Here is a 21,237-nt window from a genome sequence, read left to right on the forward strand (position 1 = left end):
TCGCTTACAAAAAAAGCGCCAAAAGGCGCTTTTATACCCATTAATGTTTAACTTTAGTGTTCAAACATTGCCGAGATAGATTCTTCGTTGCTGATTCGACGAATAGTCTCTGCTAACATATCTGCAAGCGTTAATACTTTAACAATATCAAGTGCTTTTAGTTCGTCAGACAGTGGAATTGAGTCAGTTACAATCACTTCGTCAATCACAGAGTTACGTAAGTTTTCTGCAGCTGTACCAGAAAGAATAGGGTGAGTAGCGTAAGCAAATACACGTTTAGCACCATGCTCTTTAAGAGCTTCAGCAGCTTTACACAATGTACCACCGGTATCAATCATGTCATCAACAATAATACAATCGCGGCCTTCAACGTCACCAATAATGTGCATTACTTGAGAAACGTTAGCTTGGGGGCGACGTTTATCGATAATTGCTAAGTCGGTATCGTTTAATAGTTTTGCAATTGCACGGGCACGCACAACGCCACCAATATCAGGTGATACAACAACCACGTCATCAAAGTCGCGAGTTTTCATATCCTCTAATAATACAGGGCTACCAAATACGTTATCCACTGGTACATCAAAGAAGCCTTGGATTTGCTCAGCATGTAAATCAACCGTAAGAACGCGGTCAACACCTACACTTGATAAGAAATCCGCAACCACTTTAGCTGTAATTGGTACGCGGGCAGAACGTACGCGACGATCTTGACGAGCATAACCAAAATAAGGGATAACAGCAGTGATACGACCGGCTGATGCACGGCGTAGTGCATCAACCATAACGATAAGTTCCATTAGGTTATCGTTAGTAGGGGCACAGGTTGATTGCAAGATAAAAACATCCGAGCCACGAACATTTTCATTAATTTGAACACTGATCTCACCGTCACTAAAACGGCCAACAACAGCATCGCCTAATTCAATATATAAACGTTTTGCAACTTTTTGAGCTAGGTCAGGTGTTGCGTTACCAGCGAAGAGCTTCATGTCAGGCACGGTAGGGTTCCTCAGGCACTGAATTTTTGGACTAACTTACATTGAGTGAACAAAGTAAGTTAACTTATGATTACTTGTACGTTACTTCATTTATCAATGATGGCGGCTAACTCCGTATGAGCAGGAGAAGTACTAACGCTGGATGCGATAAAACCCTGCCAATTATGGGGGAGGTTAGCAAGTACATCTTGTGCTTGAACTTGGCTAGCAAATTCAACAAAACAACATGAACCTGTTCCGGTCATCTTTGATGGAGCGTATTTTAGCAACCACTGCAGGGTTTTTTCAACCTCGGGGCATAGCTTTTTCACTAAAGGCTCACAATCGTTGGTTAAAATTTGCTGTTGCCAGTCGCCAGAAAGTTTTGGCGTATCACGTTTTAAATCTGGGTGAGTAAATATTTGTGCTGTGCTGACATGTTGATTTGGAAAAACAACACAATACCACTTCGGCGGCAGTTCTAGGTACTCTAATTGCTCGCCAATGCCATGTGCTATGGCACTTTTACCTTTAATGAATACAGGCACATCAGCACCGAGTTTCAGGCCTAAATCAGCCAGTTCATCTAAAGATAGGGCTGTATTCCAAAGCGTATTAAGGGCTAAAAGCGTTGATGCAGCATCGGATGAACCGCCTCCAACACCTCCCCCCATGGGTAAGCGTTTAGTTAAATTTATTTTTGCACCCATATCCACTTTACAGTGGGTTTGTAATAATAACGCCGCTTTGTAAATCAAATTGTCGGTTAGCGCAATGCCATTGGTGTCGCCGCTAATACTTATAAGAGTATCCGTGCTTAGTTTAAAATGGAGCTCGTCACCATAATTTAAAAACGTAAATAAAGTTTCTAATTCATGGTAACCATCATCACGGCGACCATTTATGTGTAAAAATAAATTCAATTTAGCGGGGGCAATAAGCGAAAATTCACAGAGAGTATTCATAGTTAGTTAAACTGCCAGTCATAGAGTTTGATTTTAATTTTAATCTTTTCATGGGTTAAGGTTAAAGCATTCGGTAACCAAAAACCGTGTTTTTGTTCGTAACTTGTATAGTTTATTTGCCATTTTTTACCGTTATTATCAAACCACAGTACGCTTTTAGCACGTTCTAGTTGGTCAACTTTTAAGGTGTGATCATCAATGGTGGCTTTTAACCACTGATCGGCATTATTAACCGGTAAGGCAAACCCCGTTAAACGCTGTAAAAGTGCACTGGCGTTAGTGTCAAAATACTGTTGGTCATCAAATGTTAATTCAGCGCCGACAGCAGTTTGTTTGAGCGATAAAATGCGTGTGCCAATAAACGTGGTTAACACTAAATGATTATTATTTTGTGTTTGTTGCCAATTTAAGTTGGCAGATTGGCGCTCATCTGGGCTAATAAACGCAAGTTTACCGTTCACTTGCCAAGTTTTTTGTTCGCTAAGGCGTAACTTCCAATTCTCATAAGGTTCTGTTTTATAGTTATTTTTACTTGCGCAGCCGGTTAAAAAAGCAAATAGCAGTGTTAAAATCAGATATTGTCGAGTCAAATGTTGTTCCTTACTTTCCATATTCCTGAGATTTTTGATAAAATTGCCGCCTATGTAGTAGGGCTCAGCAATATTTGGCAGATATGACCATAATAGCACTTGGTATTAATCACAAAACCGCTTCCGTAGAATTACGAGAAAAAGTGGCCTTTTCGCCTGAGCAAATTTCAGAGGCGCTACAACAATTAAGTGGCCATGCCGACTTTAATGAAGCGGTTATTGTCTCTACCTGTAATCGCACTGAAGTGTATTGTAGCCTTGCGCAGCAAAATTCCCAAACATTGTTGCAATGGTTGGCCAGTTTCCATGGTTTAGATGAACATGAACTGAGTAAAAATATCTACTGTCATGAAGACAGCGCTGCAATAAACCATTTGATGCGTGTAGCCTGTGGGCTTGACTCGCTGGTGTTAGGCGAACCACAAATTTTAGGGCAAATAAAACAAGCCTATAATAGTGCCAAAACTCATGATGCGGTGGGCGTTACGTTTGATCGTTTGTTTCAAAAAACGTTTTCGGTGGCAAAAGAAGTTCGGACCGAAACCAACATTGGTGCCAGTGCAGTATCGGTCGCCTTTGCGGCAGTTAATTTAGCAAAGCATATTTATGGAAAGCTGGATAAAACCAAGGTGTTACTCATTGGTGCCGGTGAAACTATAGAGCTGGTAGCAAAACATTTATACCAAAATGAGCCGCAAAAAATTACTGTTGCCAACAGAACAATAGAAAGAGCGCGCAGTTTAGCCGATGAAGTATCAGCCGATGTTATTGCGTTGGCACAATTGCCTGAACGTTTGCATCAAGCTGATATTGTGATTAGCTCCACCGCCAGCACTTTGCCCATTATTGGTAAAGGTATAGTTGAGCAAGCACTTAAACAACGCCGCTATAAGCCGATGCTGTTTATTGATATAGCTGTACCACGCGATATTGAAAGCCAAGTCGGTGAACTCGACGACGCCTACTTGTACTCGGTCGATGACTTACAAGCCATTGTTAGTGAAAACATGGCTGCTCGTGAGCAAGCGGCAGAGCAAGCACAAATTATTATTAGTGAGCGCACCAAAGAGTTTTTTATGTGGTTGCGCTCGCTTGATTCAGTGGATTTAATTCGCCACTACCGTAATGATGTACAAACAACAAAAGCAAAACTTGTAGATAGGGCGCTTAGTCAGCTAAATACAGGTAAAGATGCAGAAAAAGTAATTTTAGAGCTGGCCAATAAATTAACCAATCGCTTAATGCACGCGCCTACCCGTGCCATCCAAGATGCAGCGAAAAAAGGTGAAGTGGCTCAGTTAAACCAATTGAAAAAAATGTTAGGTATAGATCAGGAATAACAGTTAAATGAAAGAGTCCGTTTATCGTAAATTAGAAACCTTAGTTGAGCGTTACGAAGAAGTTCAAGCGCTACTAAGTGACCCATCGGTCATTAGTGATCAAAACCGCTTTCGTACTCTTTCAAAAGAATACTCTGAGCTTGAAGAAGTTGTGAAAACGTTTTTAGCATACCAACAAGCACAAGAAGACTTGAGTAGCGCTGAAGAAATGCTAAAAGATTCAGATCCTGAAATGCGCGAAATGGCACAAGAAGAATATAAAGAAGCAAAAGCACAAATTTCGACTTTAGAAGACGACATTCAAGTGCTTATGTTGCCTAAAGATCCGAAAGACAATAACAACGTGTTTTTAGAAGTTCGCGCCGGAACAGGGGGCGACGAGGCCGCTATTTTTGCTGGCGACTTATTTAGAATGTACAGTCGCTACGCAGAAACAAAAAAATGGAAAGTAGAAGTTGTGACGACCAACGAAGGTGAACATGGCGGCTACAAAGAAGTCATTGCTAACATCAGCGGTGAAGGTGTGTATGGGCAATTAAAATTTGAATCAGGCGTGCACCGTGTACAGCGCGTCCCAGAAACTGAGTCACAAGGGCGCGTACATACCTCAGCATGTACTGTTGCTGTAATGGCTGAAGTGCCAGAAGCAGAGGCCATAGAAATTAATACCGCCGATATTAAAGTTGATACCTTTAGAGCATCGGGCGCGGGTGGTCAGCACGTTAATAAAACCGACTCTGCCATTCGTATTACCCATTTACCAACCGGTGTTGTGGTTGAATGTCAGGATGAGCGTTCTCAACATAAAAACCGTGCAAAAGCGATGTCGGTATTGGCGGCGCGTTTGCAACAGGCTGAAGATGAAAAACGTCATGCTGCTGAGGCGTCTGAACGTCGTAATTTAGTGGGCAGTGGCGATCGTTCTGAGCGTATTCGCACATACAACTATCCGCAGGGGCGTATTACCGATCACCGTATTAACTTAACGCTTTATCGTTTAAACGAAGTGGTAGCTGGTGATTTAGGGGCTGTTATTGAACCGCTTATGCAAGAGCATCAGGCTGACTTATTAGCTGCGATGGGCGACGATTAATCGTGAGCCTTACTGTTGAAAGCGCCATTATTACAGGTGCTAATTTATTAGCATCAAGTAGTGATAGCGCAAAGTTAGATGCGCAAGTGCTACTGCTTAATATTTTACAAAAGCCACGCAGTTACTTATTTACTTGGCCAGAAAAACAATTAACGGATGAGCAAGCTCAGGCATTTGAACATGCATGCGAACGTCGTTTAAATGGCGAACCGGTATCACATATTACAGGGTATCGTGAGTTTTGGAGTTTGCAGCTTGAAGTAAATCCAACAACGCTCATTCCTCGCCCTGATACCGAAACCTTAGTTGAGCTTGCGCTTGCATGTGATGTGCCTAATGGCGCAAAAGTACTTGATTTAGGAACTGGTACAGGCGCAATTGCACTGGCGCTGGGTAGCGAAATGCCAGGATGGGATATTATTGCCGTTGATCGTATTGATGATGCAGTGGCACTGGCCAAGCGAAACCAAGAACGATTAGCCATAAACAATGTAAGTGTTGAACAAAGTGACTGGTTTAGCGCGTTAAAAAATAAAAAGTTTGATCTAATTGTAACTAATCCTCCCTATATAGAATGTGACGATGAACACTTACAGCAAGGCGATGTGCGTTTTGAACCTTTGTCTGCATTAGTTGCAGGTGATTCAGGACTTGCTGATATTAAACAAATAATTACACAATCGCGTGACTATTTGCATTCTAATGGCTATCTTTTAATTGAACACGGATTTGATCAAAGTGCAGCTGTTCGCCATATGTTTACCGAAATGGCGTTTATAAATGTAAGCACAGTGAAAGATCTTGGTAATAATGACCGCGTAACTTTCGGACAATGGCCCTAAATAAACTTAAATAGCTCCGTTGTTTGTTTGCATAAGGTTTAAGGAATTCTATGTGATGGAAGATTTTTTATTTTCAAATGAACAACCAGCTGAAGTAGCAACCGAAGAGCAAGGGACATGGAAAGTGCTCATCGTTGATGATGAACCTGAGGTTCATGCCGTTACTCGCCTTGCGTTAAGTGATTTTAAGTTTCAAGATAAACGTTTGGAATTTATAAGTGCCTATTCAGGCGCAGAAGCGAAAAAGTTGATTGATGCTCACCCCGATGCCGCGATCATTCTACTCGATGTTGTTATGGAAACAGACGACGCCGGTCTACAAGTTGCAAAGTACATTCGTGATTCAGTAAAAAATAACTTCATCCGTATTATTTTACGAACTGGACAGCCGGGCCAAGCACCCGAGCGCCAAGTTATCGTAAATTACGATATTAACGATTACAAATCAAAAACAGAACTCACCGCGCAAAAATTATTTACAGTGATGATGGCAAGCCTTCGCTCATATCGCGATATCATTTCGATTGAGCAATCACGTGAAGGGCTAGAAAAAATAATCACCGCCTCGCGCAATATTTTTGCAACTCATTCAATGGATAATTTTATTGAAGGAGTAATGCAGCAGCTTACTTCTTTACTCAACGTTGCCGATGAGGCTATGTATGCCACAACACTGGTTGCACAAAATCCACCAGAAGAGGTAAATAAAAAACTTATTGTTTGCTCTGGCACAGGTGAGTTTGCTAAAAGTGAAGGTAAAGAGCTAGAAACAGTACTTGCAAAAGATCAGCTTTTGGCATGCCAAGAAGCGCTTACAAACAAAACTATTGTTTACAAAGATAATTATTTATTTGCCTATTGCAGTAGTAAGTTTAACCATAATTCAATGCTGTTTGTCTCAGGCGTACCATCAAAGTTGACGGATACACAGCGTAATTTAATCGAAATCTTTTCTCAAAATGCCCAGTTAGCATTTGAAAATGTACAATTACACACTGAAGTTGAAGCCACACAACAAGAGCTTGTTTATCGTTTAAGTGAAGCGGTTGAACAGCGCTCGTGCGAAACGGGTAATCACGTAAAACGGGTTGCTCATATTTGTTATGAGTTGGCATTAGCGTATGGGTTATCTGAAGAGCAAGCTAATTTGATTCGCTTTGCATCGCCATTGCATGATGTGGGTAAAATAGGTATTCCTGATGCAATTTTAAATAAGCCAGGTAAGCTAGACAGCAGAGAGTGGGAGGTGATGAAAACTCACGCAGGTAAAGGGTACGCTATTTTGAAAGATTCACCGCGTAAAATAGTCAGTGTAGGCGCATTAATTGCGCAGCAGCACCACGAAAAGTGGGATGGCTCTGGTTACCCTGGTGGATTAAAAGGTGAGCGAATTGATATTTTTGCCAGAATAGTTGCATTGGCTGATGTGTATGATGCGCTACGCCATAAGCGTTGTTACAAAGATGCATGGTCAGTTGAAGACGCGGTTGCAGAAATCAATGCCAACAAAGGAACGCATTTTGATCCTAAACTTGTTGATGTATTTAATGATAAACTTGAAGAACTTGAGGCGGTACTTTTGCGCTTTCCTGATAAAACAAATAACTAAGAGAAGTAACTTTACATTATGGATTATTTAGCATTAAAACATTCACACATGGCTATTGCGCTGGTGAGTATTATTTTATTTTACGTACGTTCTTTTTCTCGTATGGGCAATGGCAGCCTTGCCAAAAATAAAGTGGTGTTTATTGGCAGCCACAGCATAGACACTTTACTGATCATCTCAGCTATTGCTTTAATGGCGATGGCTAAAATTAACCCGTTAGAGCAACTTTGGTTATTAGAAAAAATTATTCTAGTTATCGTCTATATTGCTGTGGGTATTATTAGTGCTAAACAAACGACAAATGTACCAAAAGTCGTATTTTTAGTGCTTAACACCGCCGTTATTTTAGCGATTGGTTATTTAGCAACGGCTAAAGCCCCGCTGTTGTTATAATTAACAATGCCTATTTAAGCTTTGCACACCAAAGGTGTAAAGCTTATCTTCTTAATTCATTTCTGATTATTGGTATCTAGCTTTAAAATTAGGTAAACTACGTCTTCGTTTTCTAGAATGTTGTAGTATGAATGACCACCCTCGGGTTTGATGAACACGATGAATCTTATATAGAAGATGCTTACGATGATTTTTTGCCGCCGGCTATATATCGTTGTATCAAAGCGGAAGCTAAATGGGACCCTCAAATAGACTTAACACCAAGTCTTGAAATACTCACCACGTTTGAGCAGCAAATAGAGTCTATTTGTCAGCAGATGCCGGACGAACATGATCGCCTAGATAAACTACTTGATAGCTTTTATAGCGAGTGGTTATTTAGTGCATCAAGTTTGAAAGTCCCTGAATACAAGTTAAATAACATCAGCTATACCTTGTCTATGCGCAGTGGCACACCGACGACTTTAGCTATTTTATTATGCCACTTTTTACAGCATGCTAAACTTGATGCCAGTGTAAGCATAACTCAAGGCGAAGTGGGCATTCACGTCGCAATGAGTGATGAAGAGGGCTATCTTGTTGACCCTAGCAGTGGCCAACAAAGCTGGTACATCATTCCTGAAAATATTGATGAAGAAAATCCTCAAGAACAAGAGCCTTTAGAGCTTATTTTTGAAGACGAAGTGTATAAGTTATTTTTAGCGCAGCAAAAATGGTCTTTTATTAGTGAAAATAAATTTGGTCATGCGCTAACCTGCGTCGATTTATTAATGGAAATGTTAGGGGATGACCCTTATGAGCGACGCGACAGAGGTTATTTACTAAATCAGCTTGGCTGTCCTAAAATGGCACGAGATGATTTACAGTTTTTTGTTGATGAATGTCCTGATGATCCAGCGATTGAAATCATTCTACATCAAATTGAAGAACTTGAAGACAATCATAAAACTCACCATTAAAAATAAAAAATAGGAAATATTATGGCTGTTCCTCAAACAGCACTCATTACGAATGATGCCGTTGTACTTGGCTTGTTGGCGGTTATTTTAGGGTTTATTTTTAAAACCTCAAATAGTCAACGTCCGGGCCTTGTGGCATTTTATAAATATGTACCAGCGTTATTATTATGCTATTTTTTACCGTCGTTGTTAAATACCTTTGGTGTTGTTGATGGCTCTCAATCGAGTGTGTATTACGTTGCTTCGCGATACTTATTGCCAGCGTGTTTAGTTTTATTGACCATTAGCATTGATTTAAAAGCGATTATTAATTTAGGTCCCAAAGCTTTAATTATGTTTTTAACCGGGACCATAGGTATTGTAATTGGTGGCCCACTCGCTATTTTAATTATGAGTGCTGTGTACCCTGAAGCCGTTGGTGGACATGGCCCAGATGCTGTTTGGCGAGGCATGACAACCATTGCAGGTAGCTGGATTGGGGGCGGTGCAAATCAAGCGTCAATGAAAGAAATGTTTGAAGTGGGTGGTGATATTTTCTCAGCCATGGTGACTGTTGATGTGATTGTGGCTAATTTATGGATGGCGGTATTATTATTAATGGCGGCTAATCATAAAGCCATTGATGCTAAAGCGGGGGCCGATACCACTGCGATTGAAGATTTAAAGCAGCGTGTTGAAAAATACCATGCAGAGCATGCGCGTATGCTAACGTTGAATGATTACATGATGATTATTGCGATTGCTTTTGGTATTACCGGTTTGGCGCACTTTTTTGCTGATATTTTAGGGCCTTTCTTTGCTAATAATTATGCCTGGGCAAAAGAGTATAGTTTAAATAGTAAGTTCTTTTGGCTAATTGTTATATCGACCACTATAGGGATCAGTTTATCATTCACTAAGGTGCGTCATATTGAGGCGTTTGGTTCGTCTAAAGTGGCGTCAGCATTTTTATATATTTTAGTAGCATCGATTGGCCTGCATATGAATGTGATGGCGATTTTTGATTCACCACTGTACTTTGTTATTGGTGCAATTTGGATGCTAACCCACGCCAGTTTAATGCTGATTGTTGCTAAACTAATTAAAGCGCCGTTGTTTTATATGGCTGTGGGCTCACAGGCCAATGTGGGGGGCGCAGCGTCTGCCCCTGTCGTTGCTGCTGCATTTCACCCACCACTGGCACCGGTCGGTGTGTTATTAGCAGTGCTTGGCTATGGTGTAGGTACATATATGGCGTATATTTGTGGATTAATGATGCAAGCAGTTGCACCATAAGGAATTAAAATGAACAACCAAGTTATTAATATTAATGAAATAGAGCTGGCAAATAATAAACCTTTTGTGTTATTTGGTGGCATGAACGTGCTGGAATCACGTGATTTAGCAATGCGTATTGCCGAGCATTATGTTGAAGTGACCACTAAATTAAATATTCCTTATGTATTTAAGGCGTCATTTGATAAAGCAAATCGCTCATCAATTAATTCTTATCGTGGTCCTGGCATGGAAGAAGGTTTAAAAATATTTGAAGAGATTAAAAACACCTTTAATATTCCTTTGATCACCGATGTGCATGAACCGCACCAAGCAGCACCGGTTGCAGAGATTGTTGATGTTATTCAGCTGCCGGCATTTTTGGCTCGTCAAACAGACTTAGTGGTGGCAATGGCTAAAACAGGCGCGATTATTAATGTGAAAAAGCCTCAGTTTTTAGCCCCGCATGAAATGCGTCATATCATTACTAAATTTAATGAAGCTGGAAACAACAATGTGGCTTTATGTGAACGCGGTTCAAGCTTTGGCTACAACAACCTAGTGGTTGATATGCTAGGTATGGATGACATGAAAACCATGGCACCAGTTATATTTGATGCAACCCATGCATTGCAGCGTCCAGGCGGTCGAGCCGATTCAGCCGATGGTCGTCGTGCTCAGGCAGCCGAACTTGCTCGTAGCGGTATGGCGCTGGGTATTGCTGGCTTATTTATAGAAGCGCACCCTAATCCAAACGAAGCAAAATGTGATGGCCCGTGTGCATTAGCGTTGAGTAAGTTAGAAGGGTACTTATCGCAAATGAAAGCGGTTGACGATTTAGTTAAAAGTTTTGCGCCACTTGATACCAGTGCTAGCGACTTATAAAGTTAATTAGCACTTTAAAAAGCGACTTAGGTCGCTTTTTTTATGGCTTGAATATACTCTTTCCCAGCATAGGTATATAATTCACCGCATAAGAAAAACTAATTCTAAGCTTGGTTGCCATGTCAAGACGAGTTCCTCCATTAAACGCGCTGAAAGCTTTTGAAGCTGCAGCACGTCATTTAAGCTTTACTAAAGCCGCAGAAGAATTGTATGTAACGCAAGCTGCGGTAAGTCATCAAATAAAAACACTCGAAGAACACTTAGGTTTAAAGTTGTTTTTACGTAAAAATCGCTCGTTACTTTTGACCGAGGAAGGCCAAGGTTACTTTTTAGATATTAAAGAGATTTTTACTCAGCTTATAGATGCAACCGAAAAGCTATTAGCCCGTGGTGCCAAAGGCTCGTTAACTGTGAGTTTAACCCCTAGCTTTGCGATTCAGTGGCTTATTCCTCGATTAAGCTTATTTAATGAATTGCACCCAGAAATTGATGTGCGAATTAAAGCCCAAGATCAGGATGAAAACTCGTTAACAGACGATGTTGATATCTCAATTTATTATGGTCGCGGTCATTGGAGTGGGGTGCAAGCCTATAAACTGCATACTGAGTATTTAGTGCCGTTATGTAGCCCGTTACTGTTAAGTGGCCCCAGAGCGCTTAACCAACCGAGTGACTTGGCAAACCATACCTTGCTGCATGACACCACCCGTAAAAACTGGAAAACCTGGATGAAAACCGCGGGTGTACGTAATGTACAAGTTAACCAAGGGCCTATTTTTAGTCATTCTTCTATGGTGCTGCAAGCTGCAGTTCATGGTCAAGGGGTTGCAATTGGTAACAGCGTACTAGCAAAACCCGATATTGATGCCGGACGTTTAGTGATCCCGTTTAATCACAGCTTAGAAAGTAAAAACGCCTATTATTTAGTGATCCGTGAGTCGCAAAATGAATTAGGCAAAATTGTATCGTTTAAAGACTGGATGTTAAGTTTAGTTGAGCAGGAGCAAGAATATTAATGAGTATTGAATGGGTTAGAAGTTGCCATCAACCTGCAATCGCACAGTTTATATTTGCTCATGGAGCAGGAGCGGGTAGTGACTCTGAGTTTATGCAAATAATGGCGAAACAGCTCAGTGAGTACAGTATTGATGTTGGACTGTTTGATTTTGAATATATGCAAATTGCTAAACAATCCAATAAACGCCGCCCACCAGAACGCGCACCAAAGCTTCTTACTTATTTTGAGCATATTCTTACCCAAGCTGATACGAGTTTACCGCTATTTATAGGGGGTAAATCAATGGGTGGGCGCATGGCATCGATGCTTGCCTGCTCGACTTGTCATCCTGTTTTAGGCGTGCTTGCGTTTGGTTATCCGTTTCATCCTCCAGGCAAGCCGGAAAAGCTCCGTACAGATCATTTTGCAGACATACCCTGTCCTTTTTTGGTACTACAAGGGGAAAGAGATACATTTGGTACTCGCGAAGAACTTGCAACAATAACAATGCCAAAGCAGCCAGAATATATATGGCTGACTGATGGGGATCATTCATTAAAACCGCGTAAAAAAAGTGGTGTGACTGAGCAACAAAACTTAGATGTTGCTGCAATGCAAGCCGCTTGTTTTATAAAAAACACCATCGAGAATTTAAAGCAGGATAAACATGGTTAAACTATTTTTACTCGCAGGCAGCTTTTTTTGTTTATTTTCAGTGATATTGGGCGCATTTGCTGCTCATGGCTTAAAAAGCCGTTTATCTGAGTACGCTATTGGTATTTTTAAAACCGCCGCCGAATACCAAATGGTGCATGGGCTGGCACTGATTGCCGTGGCAATTTTAATAAAGTGGGGTATTAACTTAAGCGCGGCGGGTGGTTTTTTTGTAGCGGGTACGTTGTTATTTAGCGGCAGCTTATACTTATTGGCCTTAACAGGGTTAAAATGGCTGGGCCCAATTACCCCGTTGGGTGGGCTGTGCTTTATTATTGGTTGGATAGTTATTTTAGTGCAAGTTGCACGATTTAAGTTTTAAAGAGTTTAAGGGTTAATATGTCTAGTGTTGTGATTTACTGTCGTAGTGGTTTTGAAAACGATGCCGCTGCTGAAATAACGTTTCACGCCGCCGAGCAAGGATTTGCTGGGTATGTAAAAGCAAAACCAAATACCGGTTATGTTATTTATGAGTGTTTTGAAGCGCAGCACAGCGACGAAATAATCAAAAAAGTTGATTTTAAAAATATGGTATTTGCACGCCAATGGTTTGCAGGTAACTTAATTGAAAATATGCCCGTAGAAGACAGAGTAGGCGCCATTGTAGATGCGGCTAAAGATTTTACTCTGTGTTCTCAATTGCGAGTAGAAACACCCGATACCAACGAGGGCAAAGAGCTACTGACTTTTTGTAAAAAAATATCAACCCCACTTAAAAAAGCCCTTGAGAAAAAAAATACCCTCTCGCGTGAGCCAAAAGCAAATCGTCCAGTCATGCATGTATTGTTTTTAGCAAACAACACGGCTTATGTTGGTTATTCCTATAGTTTTAATAATTCACCTTTTTTTATGGGTATTTTACGCTTACGTATGCCAAGCGATGGCCCAAGTCGTTCAACGCTTAAGTTAGATGAAGCGTTTAATGTGTTTATTCCTGAGCAACAGCGTGAGTCGCGGGTACAAGCTGGGATGCGCAGTGTCGATTTAGGGGCTTGCCCAGGTGGCTGGACGTATCAGTTAGTGCGCCGCGGTATGTTTGTAAGTGCAATAGATAATGGCCCAATGAACGAAAGTTTAATGGAAACGGGGCAGGTAAAGCATTTTAGAGAAGATGGTTTTAAATACCGCCCAGAAAAAAGAAATATTACTTGGTTGGTGTGCGATATGGTAGAAAAGCCGACTAAAGTGACTAACTTGATGATTGACTGGGCGGTAAATGCCTATGCAAAAGAGCTTATTTTTAATCTAAAATTACCGATGAAAAAGCGCTTTGATAGTGTGTATGAATGTTTAAAAATGATTAAAGAAGAAATGGCGAAGTACGGCATAAGCTACGAGTTACAAGCCAAGCATTTATACCATGACCGTGAAGAAATAACAGTGCACTTGAATGTCATTAAAGTACCACAGAGTTTATATAGCTAAAACGCATAATAACAATGGGCCAACTGGCCCATTGTAATTTTAACTACGATATTGTGGACGGTAATGTTCAACCCATAACCGTGTGGCACCACATACCGCCACAGGCATAACAATTAAATTTACAAATGGGATAGCGGTTAGCAACATCACGGCAAAGCCAAACCCATAAGATAACCCTTGTTTGCTTTTTAAGTCATTTTTCATTTGTGTAAAGCTGATTTTATGATTATCAAAAGCATAATCTTTATATTGCACCGCATACATCCAGCAGGTAAATAGCACCCATAGCACTTGGCCTATTACCGGTAACACCCATAATAAAATAAAAAATCCAATAGCGCGCGGAAGATAGTAACAAAGCTTGGTCCACTCCCGGCCCAGCATTCGAGGTACATCTTTTACTAAGTCTGCTAATCCGTCGTCGTTAATTTTTTGACCCGTTAAATAGAGTTCAACTTTTTCGCTTAAAAGACCATTAAAAGGCGCGGCGATAAAATTAGTAATAACGGTAAATAACATGCTGTAGGTAAATAAGACGACGAGTATGGCTATAGGCCACATTAGCCATTCTAGCCAGCTTAGCCACTGTGGGAGCATAGCATTTAATGCATTAAAGCCATCACTGAGCCAACCGAATAAAAAGAATAACGAGCTACCAAAAAGTAAAATATTCATAAGCAAGGGGATAAGCACAAAACGCTTAAGTCCTTTTTGGCTAATAAGTTTAAATCCGGAAAAAAAATATTCCATACCTTGTGTTATTTGCACACTAACCTCACAGATTATTTATATTGCCCTTAGTATAAATAGCTTGATGATTTAAAACAGTACTTTTAAGTAACAAAGTGTTTAATAAAAGGTATTCACAGGCTGTATGCGAAGACGTTATTCGTGAGTGGAAATATTTCAAACCACCAATTTGTGTTTAACATCAAAACATGGGCGAAAATAGCATGGATGGTAATTTTAATATTATGTATAGTCGTGTCTATAATAAAATATTATAAACAGCAAGCTATGAGAAAGTGATGATGTATTTCTCATAAGTGATTGTTGAGGAATATAATTTGATTGAAACAATAAGAGTACGGAAGCTTCTATCTCACCAACAAAGTATATTATCGAAAATAGCGCTAGGTGCTGCACTCGATGAAGTGCTTGAAAATATTTGCATATCAATAGAAGAGATTATTGAAGATACCTCTGCAAAATGCTCTATTTTAACGCTCAAAGAAGATCAGTTGTTCCATAGCGCAGCCCCTAATATTTCTGAAGGTTATTGCCAAGCAATCAATGGCGTTAAAATAGGACCAACTGTTGGCTCATGCGGGACAGCCGCCTATGAACAAAAACGCATTATTGCTGCTGATATTGCGACATCACCATTGTGGGATGACTATAAAGAATTAGCCTTAAGTTACGGCTTAAGGTCATGTTGGTCAACCCCTATTATTTCAACAAAATCAGAGATACTCGGTACGTTTGCGATTTATCATGGCTGTGTAAAATCGCCCTCATTAGATGATTTAGAGCTCATAGACTATTTTGTCGACTTTTCAAGCATTGCTTTAGAAAAACATCGTGAGTCACTTAAATTGAAACAGCTGTTTTCTGAGTTACAGCAAAGTAATGAAAAGTTTAAAGCCTTTACTAAAGTATTGCCCGACTTAACACTTATTTTGAGTGAAGAGGGCGAGTATACCAACATCTACGGCACTGCGAATGAAAGCTTGTACTTAGCCCAAGAGCACGTTATTAACAAGAATGTGCGAGATATCATGCCGCCTGTGGATGCTAATCCTATTATGGCGGTAATTGACAAAACCCTTCAAACCAATGAAGTCCAAGTGTTTGAATATGAGCTAAACATCGAAGGAAAAAATCTGACATTTGAAGGGCGCACAGCCCCACTTGAAAGTTACCAGCCTAACAACCCCTCGCTTCGTCATGTGGTATGGATGGCAAGAGATATTTCTAATCGAAAAGCCGCAGAAGAAGAGGTACAACGACTGGCATTTTTTGATCCACTCACTAACCTGCCTAATCGACGATTACTTAGTGATAGATTAAATATGTACGTGGAGCGAATTAAGCACTCTGAACACTATGGCGCATTATTATTTATAGATTTAGATAACTTCAAACGGATAAATGACTCCTTAGGACACAATGCAGGTGATGAGATATTAGTTGAGTTGTCGAAACGATTAACCGCTATTTTAAACTCTGCAGATACACTTGCACGCGTAGGGGGGGATGAATTTATCATACTCACTGAGTATGTGGGTGATAGTTATGGCCAAGCTAATGATCAATCTGAATTAATAGCTAAAAAAGTGCAAAGTGTATTTTATGAAAAATTTGAAGTGGGCTATTTGGCGTTTCAGGTCAGTTGTAGTATTGGTATTTGTTTAATTAACAATAGTAATGCCATTACTGCAAATATCCTAAAATTTGCAGATACCGCTATGTATCGCTCTAAAGTGAAAGGAGGTAATAGCTGCAGCTTTTACGATCCGGCACTGCAAACCTTGCTGGAAAATCAAACTGAGCTTGAAGCGGATATTACCAGAGCTATTGCGTGCGATGAGTTTTGTGCTTATTTTCAGCCACAATTAGCAATTGATGGAACCCTTGTTGGTGCGGAGGCGCTAATACGATGGAACCACCCAACTAAGGGGATAATTTCGCCTAATGCATTTATTCCAATTGCTGAGCAATTTGGCTTAATACAAAAACTACAAAATAACGTATTACGCGATATTTGCATTTTACTAGAAACGCTTCGCGATAATAACTTACTCGATGACAGCTTTAGTGTATCAATTAACATTAGCCAGTGTCAGTTTAATTCTTCTACTTTAAAAGGTGAACTATTTAAAGCGATTGAGGCGTTTGATGTATCGCCAACTCGAATTAAATTAGAGATCACCGAATCAATGTTAGCCGGTGACTTGATGGGGACCGTAAAGCAAATGGAAGAGTTAAAATCGCAGGGGTTTGTGTTTTCAATTGATGACTTTGGTACGGGCTATTCGTGTTTAAAACACTTAAGTGTTTTCCCAATTGATGAACTGAAAATAGATAAAAGCTTTATTGATAACTTGTTAGATGGTGCGTCGGGTCAGACTATTGTGCAGTCTATCATTGGCCTAGGTCATAGCTTAAATATTAACATTGTGGCTGAAGGCGTTGAAAATACCCAGCAACTAGACATATTAAAGTCTATGGGGGTGAACGCAGTGCAGGGTTATTTATTTGCAAAGCCATTAACGCGCAGTAATTACATACAATGGCATAAACAGCATAAACAGTATCTATAAGCGTGTGGGTTTCTATAATTAGCGGTGATTGGTTTCGCTACCCTAGTCAATGAGCTATTTTGGCGCTAACGTTTATAACATTAAGCGCTCTAGCTACGAACACAAGTGTATATTTTTTTGTGTGTTTGCTAGCTAAATGTAATGTGTTTTTTATTATTGTGTAACTGTTGCATAAATCCCCCCTGTGGCATTGGTTTAGGATTTTTAACGCGTTAAACTAGTCAGGAATTGGCAATAAGTCTACTTGTTGTGACATTATTTAAACGTGAACACAACAGGTACTTAAAACTCGCTTTTGAGTTGCTTTATTGTTTGTTGAAACTAAGGTTTAGAGTAATGTCATGGTACGTCGCTATGTCGGTAACTTTAAAGAACCATTAGGAGCGATAAATGAATACCACGAAAGCAACTTTAAAGTCGGGTGAAACCCATGCTTCCCGGGTAAAGTTTCTGCATGGGGTTGATATACCCGTATTTTTAATCAGTGGCGGTATATTAGTTTTATTTGCCGCGCTGGCCCTTTACGACATTAAACTTATGTCGAACTGGATAAATACTGCCTTTGCCTTGTCTACCCAAATATTTGGCGCCTTTTGGCAAGTCCTGCTGTTATTAACTTTTATGATTGGCATTTTCTTAGCTATCGGCCGCACCGGCTCAGTGGTACTGGGTGGCTTAAAAACCCCTGAAATTTCTACCTTTAAGTGGATAAGTATTATTATGTGTACTTTGCTTGCTGGTGGCGGCGTATTTTGGGCCGCAGCAGAGCCAATGGCACATTTTATTTCTCCGCCACCGCTATTTGGTGGTGAAACAGGCACTAACGATGCCGCCTATAACGCCCTTGCACAAAGCTTTATGCACTGGGGTTTTTTAGCCTGGGCTATTTTAGGCAGTTTGACCGGCATTGTTTATATGCATCTCCATTACGAAAAAGGCTTACCACTTAAACCTCGTACTTTGCTTTATCCCGTATTTGGCGATCGTGTTATGAAAGGGGCGCTTGGTACAATTGTTGATGCATGTTGTGTACTCGCTGTGGTTGCTGGCACTGTGGGTCCAATTGGTTTTTTAGGCTTACAGGTGAGTTTTGGCCTAGATAAATTGTTTGGCATTCCTGACACCTACACCACACAAGTGGTTATTTTATTCAGTTTAATTGGTATTTATACACTTTCAGCGGTAAGTGGCGTTACTAAAGGTATTCAGCTGTTAAGTCGTTTTAATATTGTATTGGCTGTAGTGCTGATGTTGTTTATATTATTAATGGGGCCCACTGCGTTTATTATTGATAGCTACATCCAATCGTTTGGCTTGTACTTAGATAACTTTATACCTATGGCTACGTTTCGTGCCGATAAACCATGGTTAGACTGGTGGACTGTGTTTTTTTGGGGTTGGTTTTTAGGTTATGGCCCTTTAATGGCGATGTTTGTTGCGCGTATATCGCGTGGCCGAACTATTCGTGAAATGATTTTACTCATCTCTGTAGTTGCGCCAGTGATCACCTGTTTTTGGTTCACCATTGTGGGTGGCTCAGGCATATTTTTTGAGTTAAATAATCCAGGTGTTATATCAGAACCTTTCGCAGGGCTTAATTTACCAGCAGCATTGTTAGCCATTACTGAGCAGTTACCCATGGGGTTTGTTGTGTCTGTATTATTTTTAGTGCTGACCACCATTTTTGTGGCAACAACCGGTGACTCAATGACGTACTCGGTGTCTATGGTGATGACCGGTACCGATCACCCACAAACGTCAATTCGTGTTTTTTGGGGAATTATAATGGGGGTGATGGCTGCATTACTGATTTCTATAGGTGAGGGGGGAATTTCAGCGCTACAGTCGTTTATAGTGGTAACAGCAGTCCCTGTATCATTCGTGTTATTGCCATCATTGTGGACAGCCCCTCGTATTGTAAAACAAATGGCAGATGAGCAAGGGCTCTGATAGCAGATAAAAAAGGCGCTCGTTAGCGCCTTTTTCTATTTTATACATCACTTAAATTTTAACAAAAAACAGCCACATTTCTTCAGGCCACACAGACTCTACCGGATTAAAATAATTCACTAACAAGCAGTTTAATTTGTTGATTGAGCAAGTTTGTTAAGTTTTTTCAAACTATTTAATTATTTTAAAAATGAAGCAAGCTCGTCAACGTGCGTTTGAGTTTCATTTATTAAAAGTCCAATTTGTGCCGCTGCTTCGTTTGACGTTTTGGCAAGGTTACGTACTTCGTCAGCAACCACGGCAAAACCTCGTCCAGCTTCACCGGCTCTCGCAGCTTCAATGGCCGCATTAAGAGCAAGTAAATTAGTTTGATCTGCCACGGCATTAATGGTGGTGACCGTAGTTTGAATTTTCCCTAATACGGTTGACATTGATTGATGCGTTCCAGTAACTAATTTGTTTCTAGAAGAGACATTACTACCAAATACAACGTATTTAGAAACCTTACCGTTAAAATCGGTAATAGAAGAAATAATGCAATCTAGCGTTACGTCTTCATTTTGATGCGTCAATGACATCATTACTTCAGTCGGCTTGCCTTGGTTGAGTATTTGAATACGTGAAGCGTCTAAATGATCCCTTAAATTACCAAACACACTCGCTATGTTTGAGCTCTCAGATATGTTTAATTGCTTTTTGGTATACTCATTGGCAGATAGGAACTGGCCATCTTCATTAAACTCAATGACAGCCGAGTGGCTACTTATTGCATCTTTTTGGTTTATTTGTTCAAGTACTTGGCGCTTAATTTCGCGAATATCTGAACTGACGCCCACAAACCCTGTGTGCTGGCCATTATCATCAAATGTTGGGTTTACCGACAGAACAATCCAATATGGCACACCATTTTTATCAAAATTTAGTATTTCTTCATAAAATGGTTGTTTGTTTTTAAGGTTTTTTGAAATCCGCTTAACGGTTTCTTTGTCTGTTTGTTCTCCCTGCAAGAAATTGCCTGGTTTTTTGCCTTTTACTTCTGCAAGTGTATAACCTGAAAGTACTTCAAAGCCAGGGTTAACATATTCTACTAAGCCATCTTTATTGGTAATAAGTACACTAGTACTGGTATTGCTGACCACTTTAGATAACAGTTCAAATTGCTTATAGTCTTCAACTTGTGATTGTTTTGATAATACAAATGCAGACAACAAGGTATTATTGAAGTTAAAAGTAGTGTGGGCAACATTATAATAAATATTGTCTTTTACAGATAAGCACAGTGAACCGTGTTCGCTATTTAAAGCATCTTGTAAAACGTTTAGCAATTTAGTGTTTTCTTTGGGCAGTAGTGCAGCGTCGGCACTGTTCGACGTATCTAAATTATTCGCAACAAGCTTTGAATTATCATCAAAGACTGCGTAGATATCTTCACCTAAGCTCAGCAGTGTTTGCCAAGCTTGCTCATCTAACACTCTTATCGGCTCAGGCTTAAATACATGAAGCGAGCATGTATCAAGCTCTTTTAATGTAAGTGGGCTAATATGTTGGGTTAAAAACAAGTTATTTCCACAAGCAATGGTTTTGCTTATTGGATTAGAACGTTTATTTAAATAAGTTAATGTATTAGTGTCATTAGTTTGGTTAAGTGTCTTACTTAGCGATGTAAACTCGTCATTCACTGCAATAACAGTGTTGTCGTTGTTAACGATAATCGCAGCTGCTTCGTGTGTACTAACTAGCTGTTTTGCAAACGCCTGTTTTCTTTTTTTTGGGCTAAACCACATTATTTATTCCTAATTTACACTCTAATTGATTGCATTATACGCCCGTCATAGTACATCTAGGTCAAACTATTGTTTTTTATTTTGCAATAATAATTTTGTGTCGGTATTTTTTAAAAGTAATGACATAAAACATA

Annotated in this window: 19 protein-coding genes; 14 read left to right on the top strand and 5 right to left on the bottom strand. The window is 40.0% G+C overall.

Translation table 11 applies throughout. The features are described 5' to 3' along the window. Positions 1 to 53: 53 nt before the first annotated feature. The 3 genes from KG708_RS01555 to lolB all read right to left on the bottom strand — a co-directional run bounded on the left by KG708_RS01555 (position 54) and on the right by lolB (position 2,535). On the bottom strand, positions 54 to 1,001 hold the full coding sequence (locus KG708_RS01555; protein WP_213607800.1) for a ribose-phosphate diphosphokinase: 948 nt from the start codon (positions 999 to 1,001) through the stop codon (positions 54 to 56). A gap of 86 nt (positions 1,002 to 1,087) precedes the next feature. After that, positions 1,088 to 1,945 carry a 4-(cytidine 5'-diphospho)-2-C-methyl-D-erythritol kinase gene (gene ispE, locus KG708_RS01560; protein ID WP_213607801.1) on the bottom strand — a complete coding sequence of 286 codons (858 nt, stop codon included), beginning with the start codon at positions 1,943 to 1,945 and terminating at the stop codon, positions 1,088 to 1,090. 2 nt (positions 1,946 to 1,947) lie between these two features. Next, positions 1,948 to 2,535: a lipoprotein insertase outer membrane protein LolB gene (gene lolB, locus KG708_RS01565; protein ID WP_213607802.1), complete on the bottom strand. Its 588-nt coding sequence runs from the start codon at positions 2,533 to 2,535 to the stop codon at positions 1,948 to 1,950. An 83-nt stretch (positions 2,536 to 2,618) separates the two neighbouring features. Between lolB and hemA the strand changes: the two genes are divergently transcribed. The 12 genes from hemA to rlmM all read left to right on the top strand — a co-directional run bounded on the left by hemA (position 2,619) and on the right by rlmM (position 14,046). Next, the gene (gene hemA, locus KG708_RS01570; RefSeq protein WP_213607803.1) at positions 2,619 to 3,875 is read left to right on the top strand and encodes a glutamyl-tRNA reductase; all 1,257 of its coding nucleotides are present in this window, start codon (positions 2,619 to 2,621) and stop codon (positions 3,873 to 3,875) included. 7 nt (positions 3,876 to 3,882) lie between these two features. Beyond that, positions 3,883 to 4,968, top strand: a complete 1,086-nt coding sequence (gene prfA / locus KG708_RS01575) for a peptide chain release factor 1 (protein WP_213607804.1) — start codon at positions 3,883 to 3,885, stop codon at positions 4,966 to 4,968. A 2-nt stretch (positions 4,969 to 4,970) separates the two neighbouring features. Further along, positions 4,971 to 5,810 carry a peptide chain release factor N(5)-glutamine methyltransferase gene (prmC, locus tag KG708_RS01580; RefSeq protein ID WP_213607805.1) on the top strand — a complete coding sequence of 280 codons (840 nt, stop codon included), beginning with the start codon at positions 4,971 to 4,973 and terminating at the stop codon, positions 5,808 to 5,810. Between the two features lie 55 nt (positions 5,811 to 5,865). After that, a complete protein-coding gene (locus KG708_RS01585) occupies positions 5,866 to 7,419 on the top strand; it encodes a DUF3369 domain-containing protein (protein ID WP_213607806.1) in 1,554 nt (517 codons plus the stop codon). An 18-nt stretch (positions 7,420 to 7,437) separates the two neighbouring features. Further along, on the top strand, positions 7,438 to 7,812 hold the full coding sequence (locus tag KG708_RS01590) for a SirB2 family protein (protein WP_213607807.1): 375 nt from the start codon (positions 7,438 to 7,440) through the stop codon (positions 7,810 to 7,812). Between the two features lie 131 nt (positions 7,813 to 7,943). Further along, complete coding sequence (locus KG708_RS01595) at positions 7,944 to 8,771, top strand: tetratricopeptide repeat protein (protein ID WP_213607808.1); 828 nt, start codon at positions 7,944 to 7,946, stop codon at positions 8,769 to 8,771. A 21-nt stretch (positions 8,772 to 8,792) separates the two neighbouring features. Beyond that, positions 8,793 to 10,046: a DUF819 family protein gene (locus KG708_RS01600; RefSeq protein ID WP_213607809.1), complete on the top strand. Its 1,254-nt coding sequence runs from the start codon at positions 8,793 to 8,795 to the stop codon at positions 10,044 to 10,046. Positions 10,047 to 10,055: 9 nt separating this feature from the next. Then, a complete protein-coding gene (gene kdsA / locus KG708_RS01605; protein WP_213607810.1) occupies positions 10,056 to 10,910 on the top strand; it encodes a 3-deoxy-8-phosphooctulonate synthase in 855 nt (284 codons plus the stop codon). 119 nt (positions 10,911 to 11,029) lie between these two features. Beyond that, complete coding sequence (locus KG708_RS01610; RefSeq protein WP_008115185.1) at positions 11,030 to 11,926, top strand: transcriptional regulator GcvA; 897 nt, start codon at positions 11,030 to 11,032, stop codon at positions 11,924 to 11,926. Continuing rightward, positions 11,926 to 12,582: an alpha/beta family hydrolase gene (locus KG708_RS01615; protein WP_213607811.1), complete on the top strand. Its 657-nt coding sequence runs from the start codon at positions 11,926 to 11,928 to the stop codon at positions 12,580 to 12,582. The genes KG708_RS01610 and KG708_RS01615 overlap by 1 nt, the downstream gene beginning before the upstream one ends. Continuing rightward, a complete protein-coding gene (locus KG708_RS01620) occupies positions 12,575 to 12,943 on the top strand; it encodes a DUF423 domain-containing protein (protein WP_213607812.1) in 369 nt (122 codons plus the stop codon). Before KG708_RS01615 ends, KG708_RS01620 begins: the two co-directional genes overlap by 8 nt. Before the next feature lie 17 nt (positions 12,944 to 12,960). Further along, positions 12,961 to 14,046, top strand: coding sequence for a 23S rRNA (cytidine(2498)-2'-O)-methyltransferase RlmM (gene rlmM / locus KG708_RS01625; RefSeq protein ID WP_213607813.1), 1,086 nt, complete (start codon positions 12,961 to 12,963; stop codon positions 14,044 to 14,046). Positions 14,047 to 14,085: 39 nt separating this feature from the next. On the opposite strand, the gene cysZ is transcribed toward rlmM, so the two are convergent. Continuing rightward, complete coding sequence (cysZ, locus tag KG708_RS01630; RefSeq protein WP_213607814.1) at positions 14,086 to 14,814, bottom strand: sulfate transporter CysZ; 729 nt, start codon at positions 14,812 to 14,814, stop codon at positions 14,086 to 14,088. Between the two features lie 299 nt (positions 14,815 to 15,113). On the opposite strand from cysZ, the gene KG708_RS01635 reads away from it, so the two are divergent. Next, positions 15,114 to 17,369 carry an EAL domain-containing protein gene (locus tag KG708_RS01635; RefSeq protein WP_213607815.1) on the top strand — a complete coding sequence of 752 codons (2,256 nt, stop codon included), beginning with the start codon at positions 15,114 to 15,116 and terminating at the stop codon, positions 17,367 to 17,369. Positions 17,370 to 17,759: 390 nt separating this feature from the next. Next, positions 17,760 to 19,319 carry a BCCT family transporter gene (locus KG708_RS01640; RefSeq protein ID WP_213607816.1) on the top strand — a complete coding sequence of 520 codons (1,560 nt, stop codon included), beginning with the start codon at positions 17,760 to 17,762 and terminating at the stop codon, positions 19,317 to 19,319. A gap of 179 nt (positions 19,320 to 19,498) precedes the next feature. Here the strand turns inward: KG708_RS01640 and KG708_RS01645 are convergent, their stop codons facing one another. Then, entirely contained in the window at positions 19,499 to 21,103 is a 1,605-nt protein-coding gene (locus tag KG708_RS01645; RefSeq protein WP_213607817.1) for a methyl-accepting chemotaxis protein, read from the bottom strand. Positions 21,104 to 21,237: the final 134 nt, after the last annotated feature.

This window comes from Pseudoalteromonas sp., from assembly GCF_018402495.1.
Taxonomy (GTDB): domain Bacteria; phylum Pseudomonadota; class Gammaproteobacteria; order Enterobacterales; family Alteromonadaceae; genus Pseudoalteromonas.

What these genes read in the sequence shown, in the direction of transcription:
- ispE (WP_213607801.1), bottom strand. Translation starts at nt 1,945, where the DNA reads ATGAATACTCTCTGTGAATTTTCGCTTATTGCCCCCGCTAAATTGAAT.
- hemA (WP_213607803.1), top strand. Translation starts at nt 2,619, where the DNA reads ATGACCATAATAGCACTTGGTATTAATCACAAAACCGCTTCCGTAGAA.
- prfA (WP_213607804.1), top strand. Translation starts at nt 3,883, where the DNA reads ATGAAAGAGTCCGTTTATCGTAAATTAGAAACCTTAGTTGAGCGTTAC.
- KG708_RS01585 (WP_213607806.1), top strand. Translation starts at nt 5,866, where the DNA reads ATGGAAGATTTTTTATTTTCAAATGAACAACCAGCTGAAGTAGCAACC.
- KG708_RS01590 (WP_213607807.1), top strand. Translation starts at nt 7,438, where the DNA reads ATGGATTATTTAGCATTAAAACATTCACACATGGCTATTGCGCTGGTG.
- KG708_RS01595 (WP_213607808.1), top strand. Translation starts at nt 7,944, where the DNA reads ATGACCACCCTCGGGTTTGATGAACACGATGAATCTTATATAGAAGAT.
- KG708_RS01600 (WP_213607809.1), top strand. Translation starts at nt 8,793, where the DNA reads ATGGCTGTTCCTCAAACAGCACTCATTACGAATGATGCCGTTGTACTT.
- kdsA (WP_213607810.1), top strand. Translation starts at nt 10,056, where the DNA reads ATGAACAACCAAGTTATTAATATTAATGAAATAGAGCTGGCAAATAAT.
- KG708_RS01610 (WP_008115185.1), top strand. Translation starts at nt 11,030, where the DNA reads ATGTCAAGACGAGTTCCTCCATTAAACGCGCTGAAAGCTTTTGAAGCT.
- KG708_RS01615 (WP_213607811.1), top strand. Translation starts at nt 11,926, where the DNA reads ATGAGTATTGAATGGGTTAGAAGTTGCCATCAACCTGCAATCGCACAG.
- KG708_RS01620 (WP_213607812.1), top strand. Translation starts at nt 12,575, where the DNA reads ATGGTTAAACTATTTTTACTCGCAGGCAGCTTTTTTTGTTTATTTTCA.
- rlmM (WP_213607813.1), top strand. Translation starts at nt 12,961, where the DNA reads ATGTCTAGTGTTGTGATTTACTGTCGTAGTGGTTTTGAAAACGATGCC.
- KG708_RS01640 (WP_213607816.1), top strand. Translation starts at nt 17,760, where the DNA reads ATGAATACCACGAAAGCAACTTTAAAGTCGGGTGAAACCCATGCTTCC.
- KG708_RS01645 (WP_213607817.1), bottom strand. Translation starts at nt 21,103, where the DNA reads ATGTGGTTTAGCCCAAAAAAAAGAAAACAGGCGTTTGCAAAACAGCTA.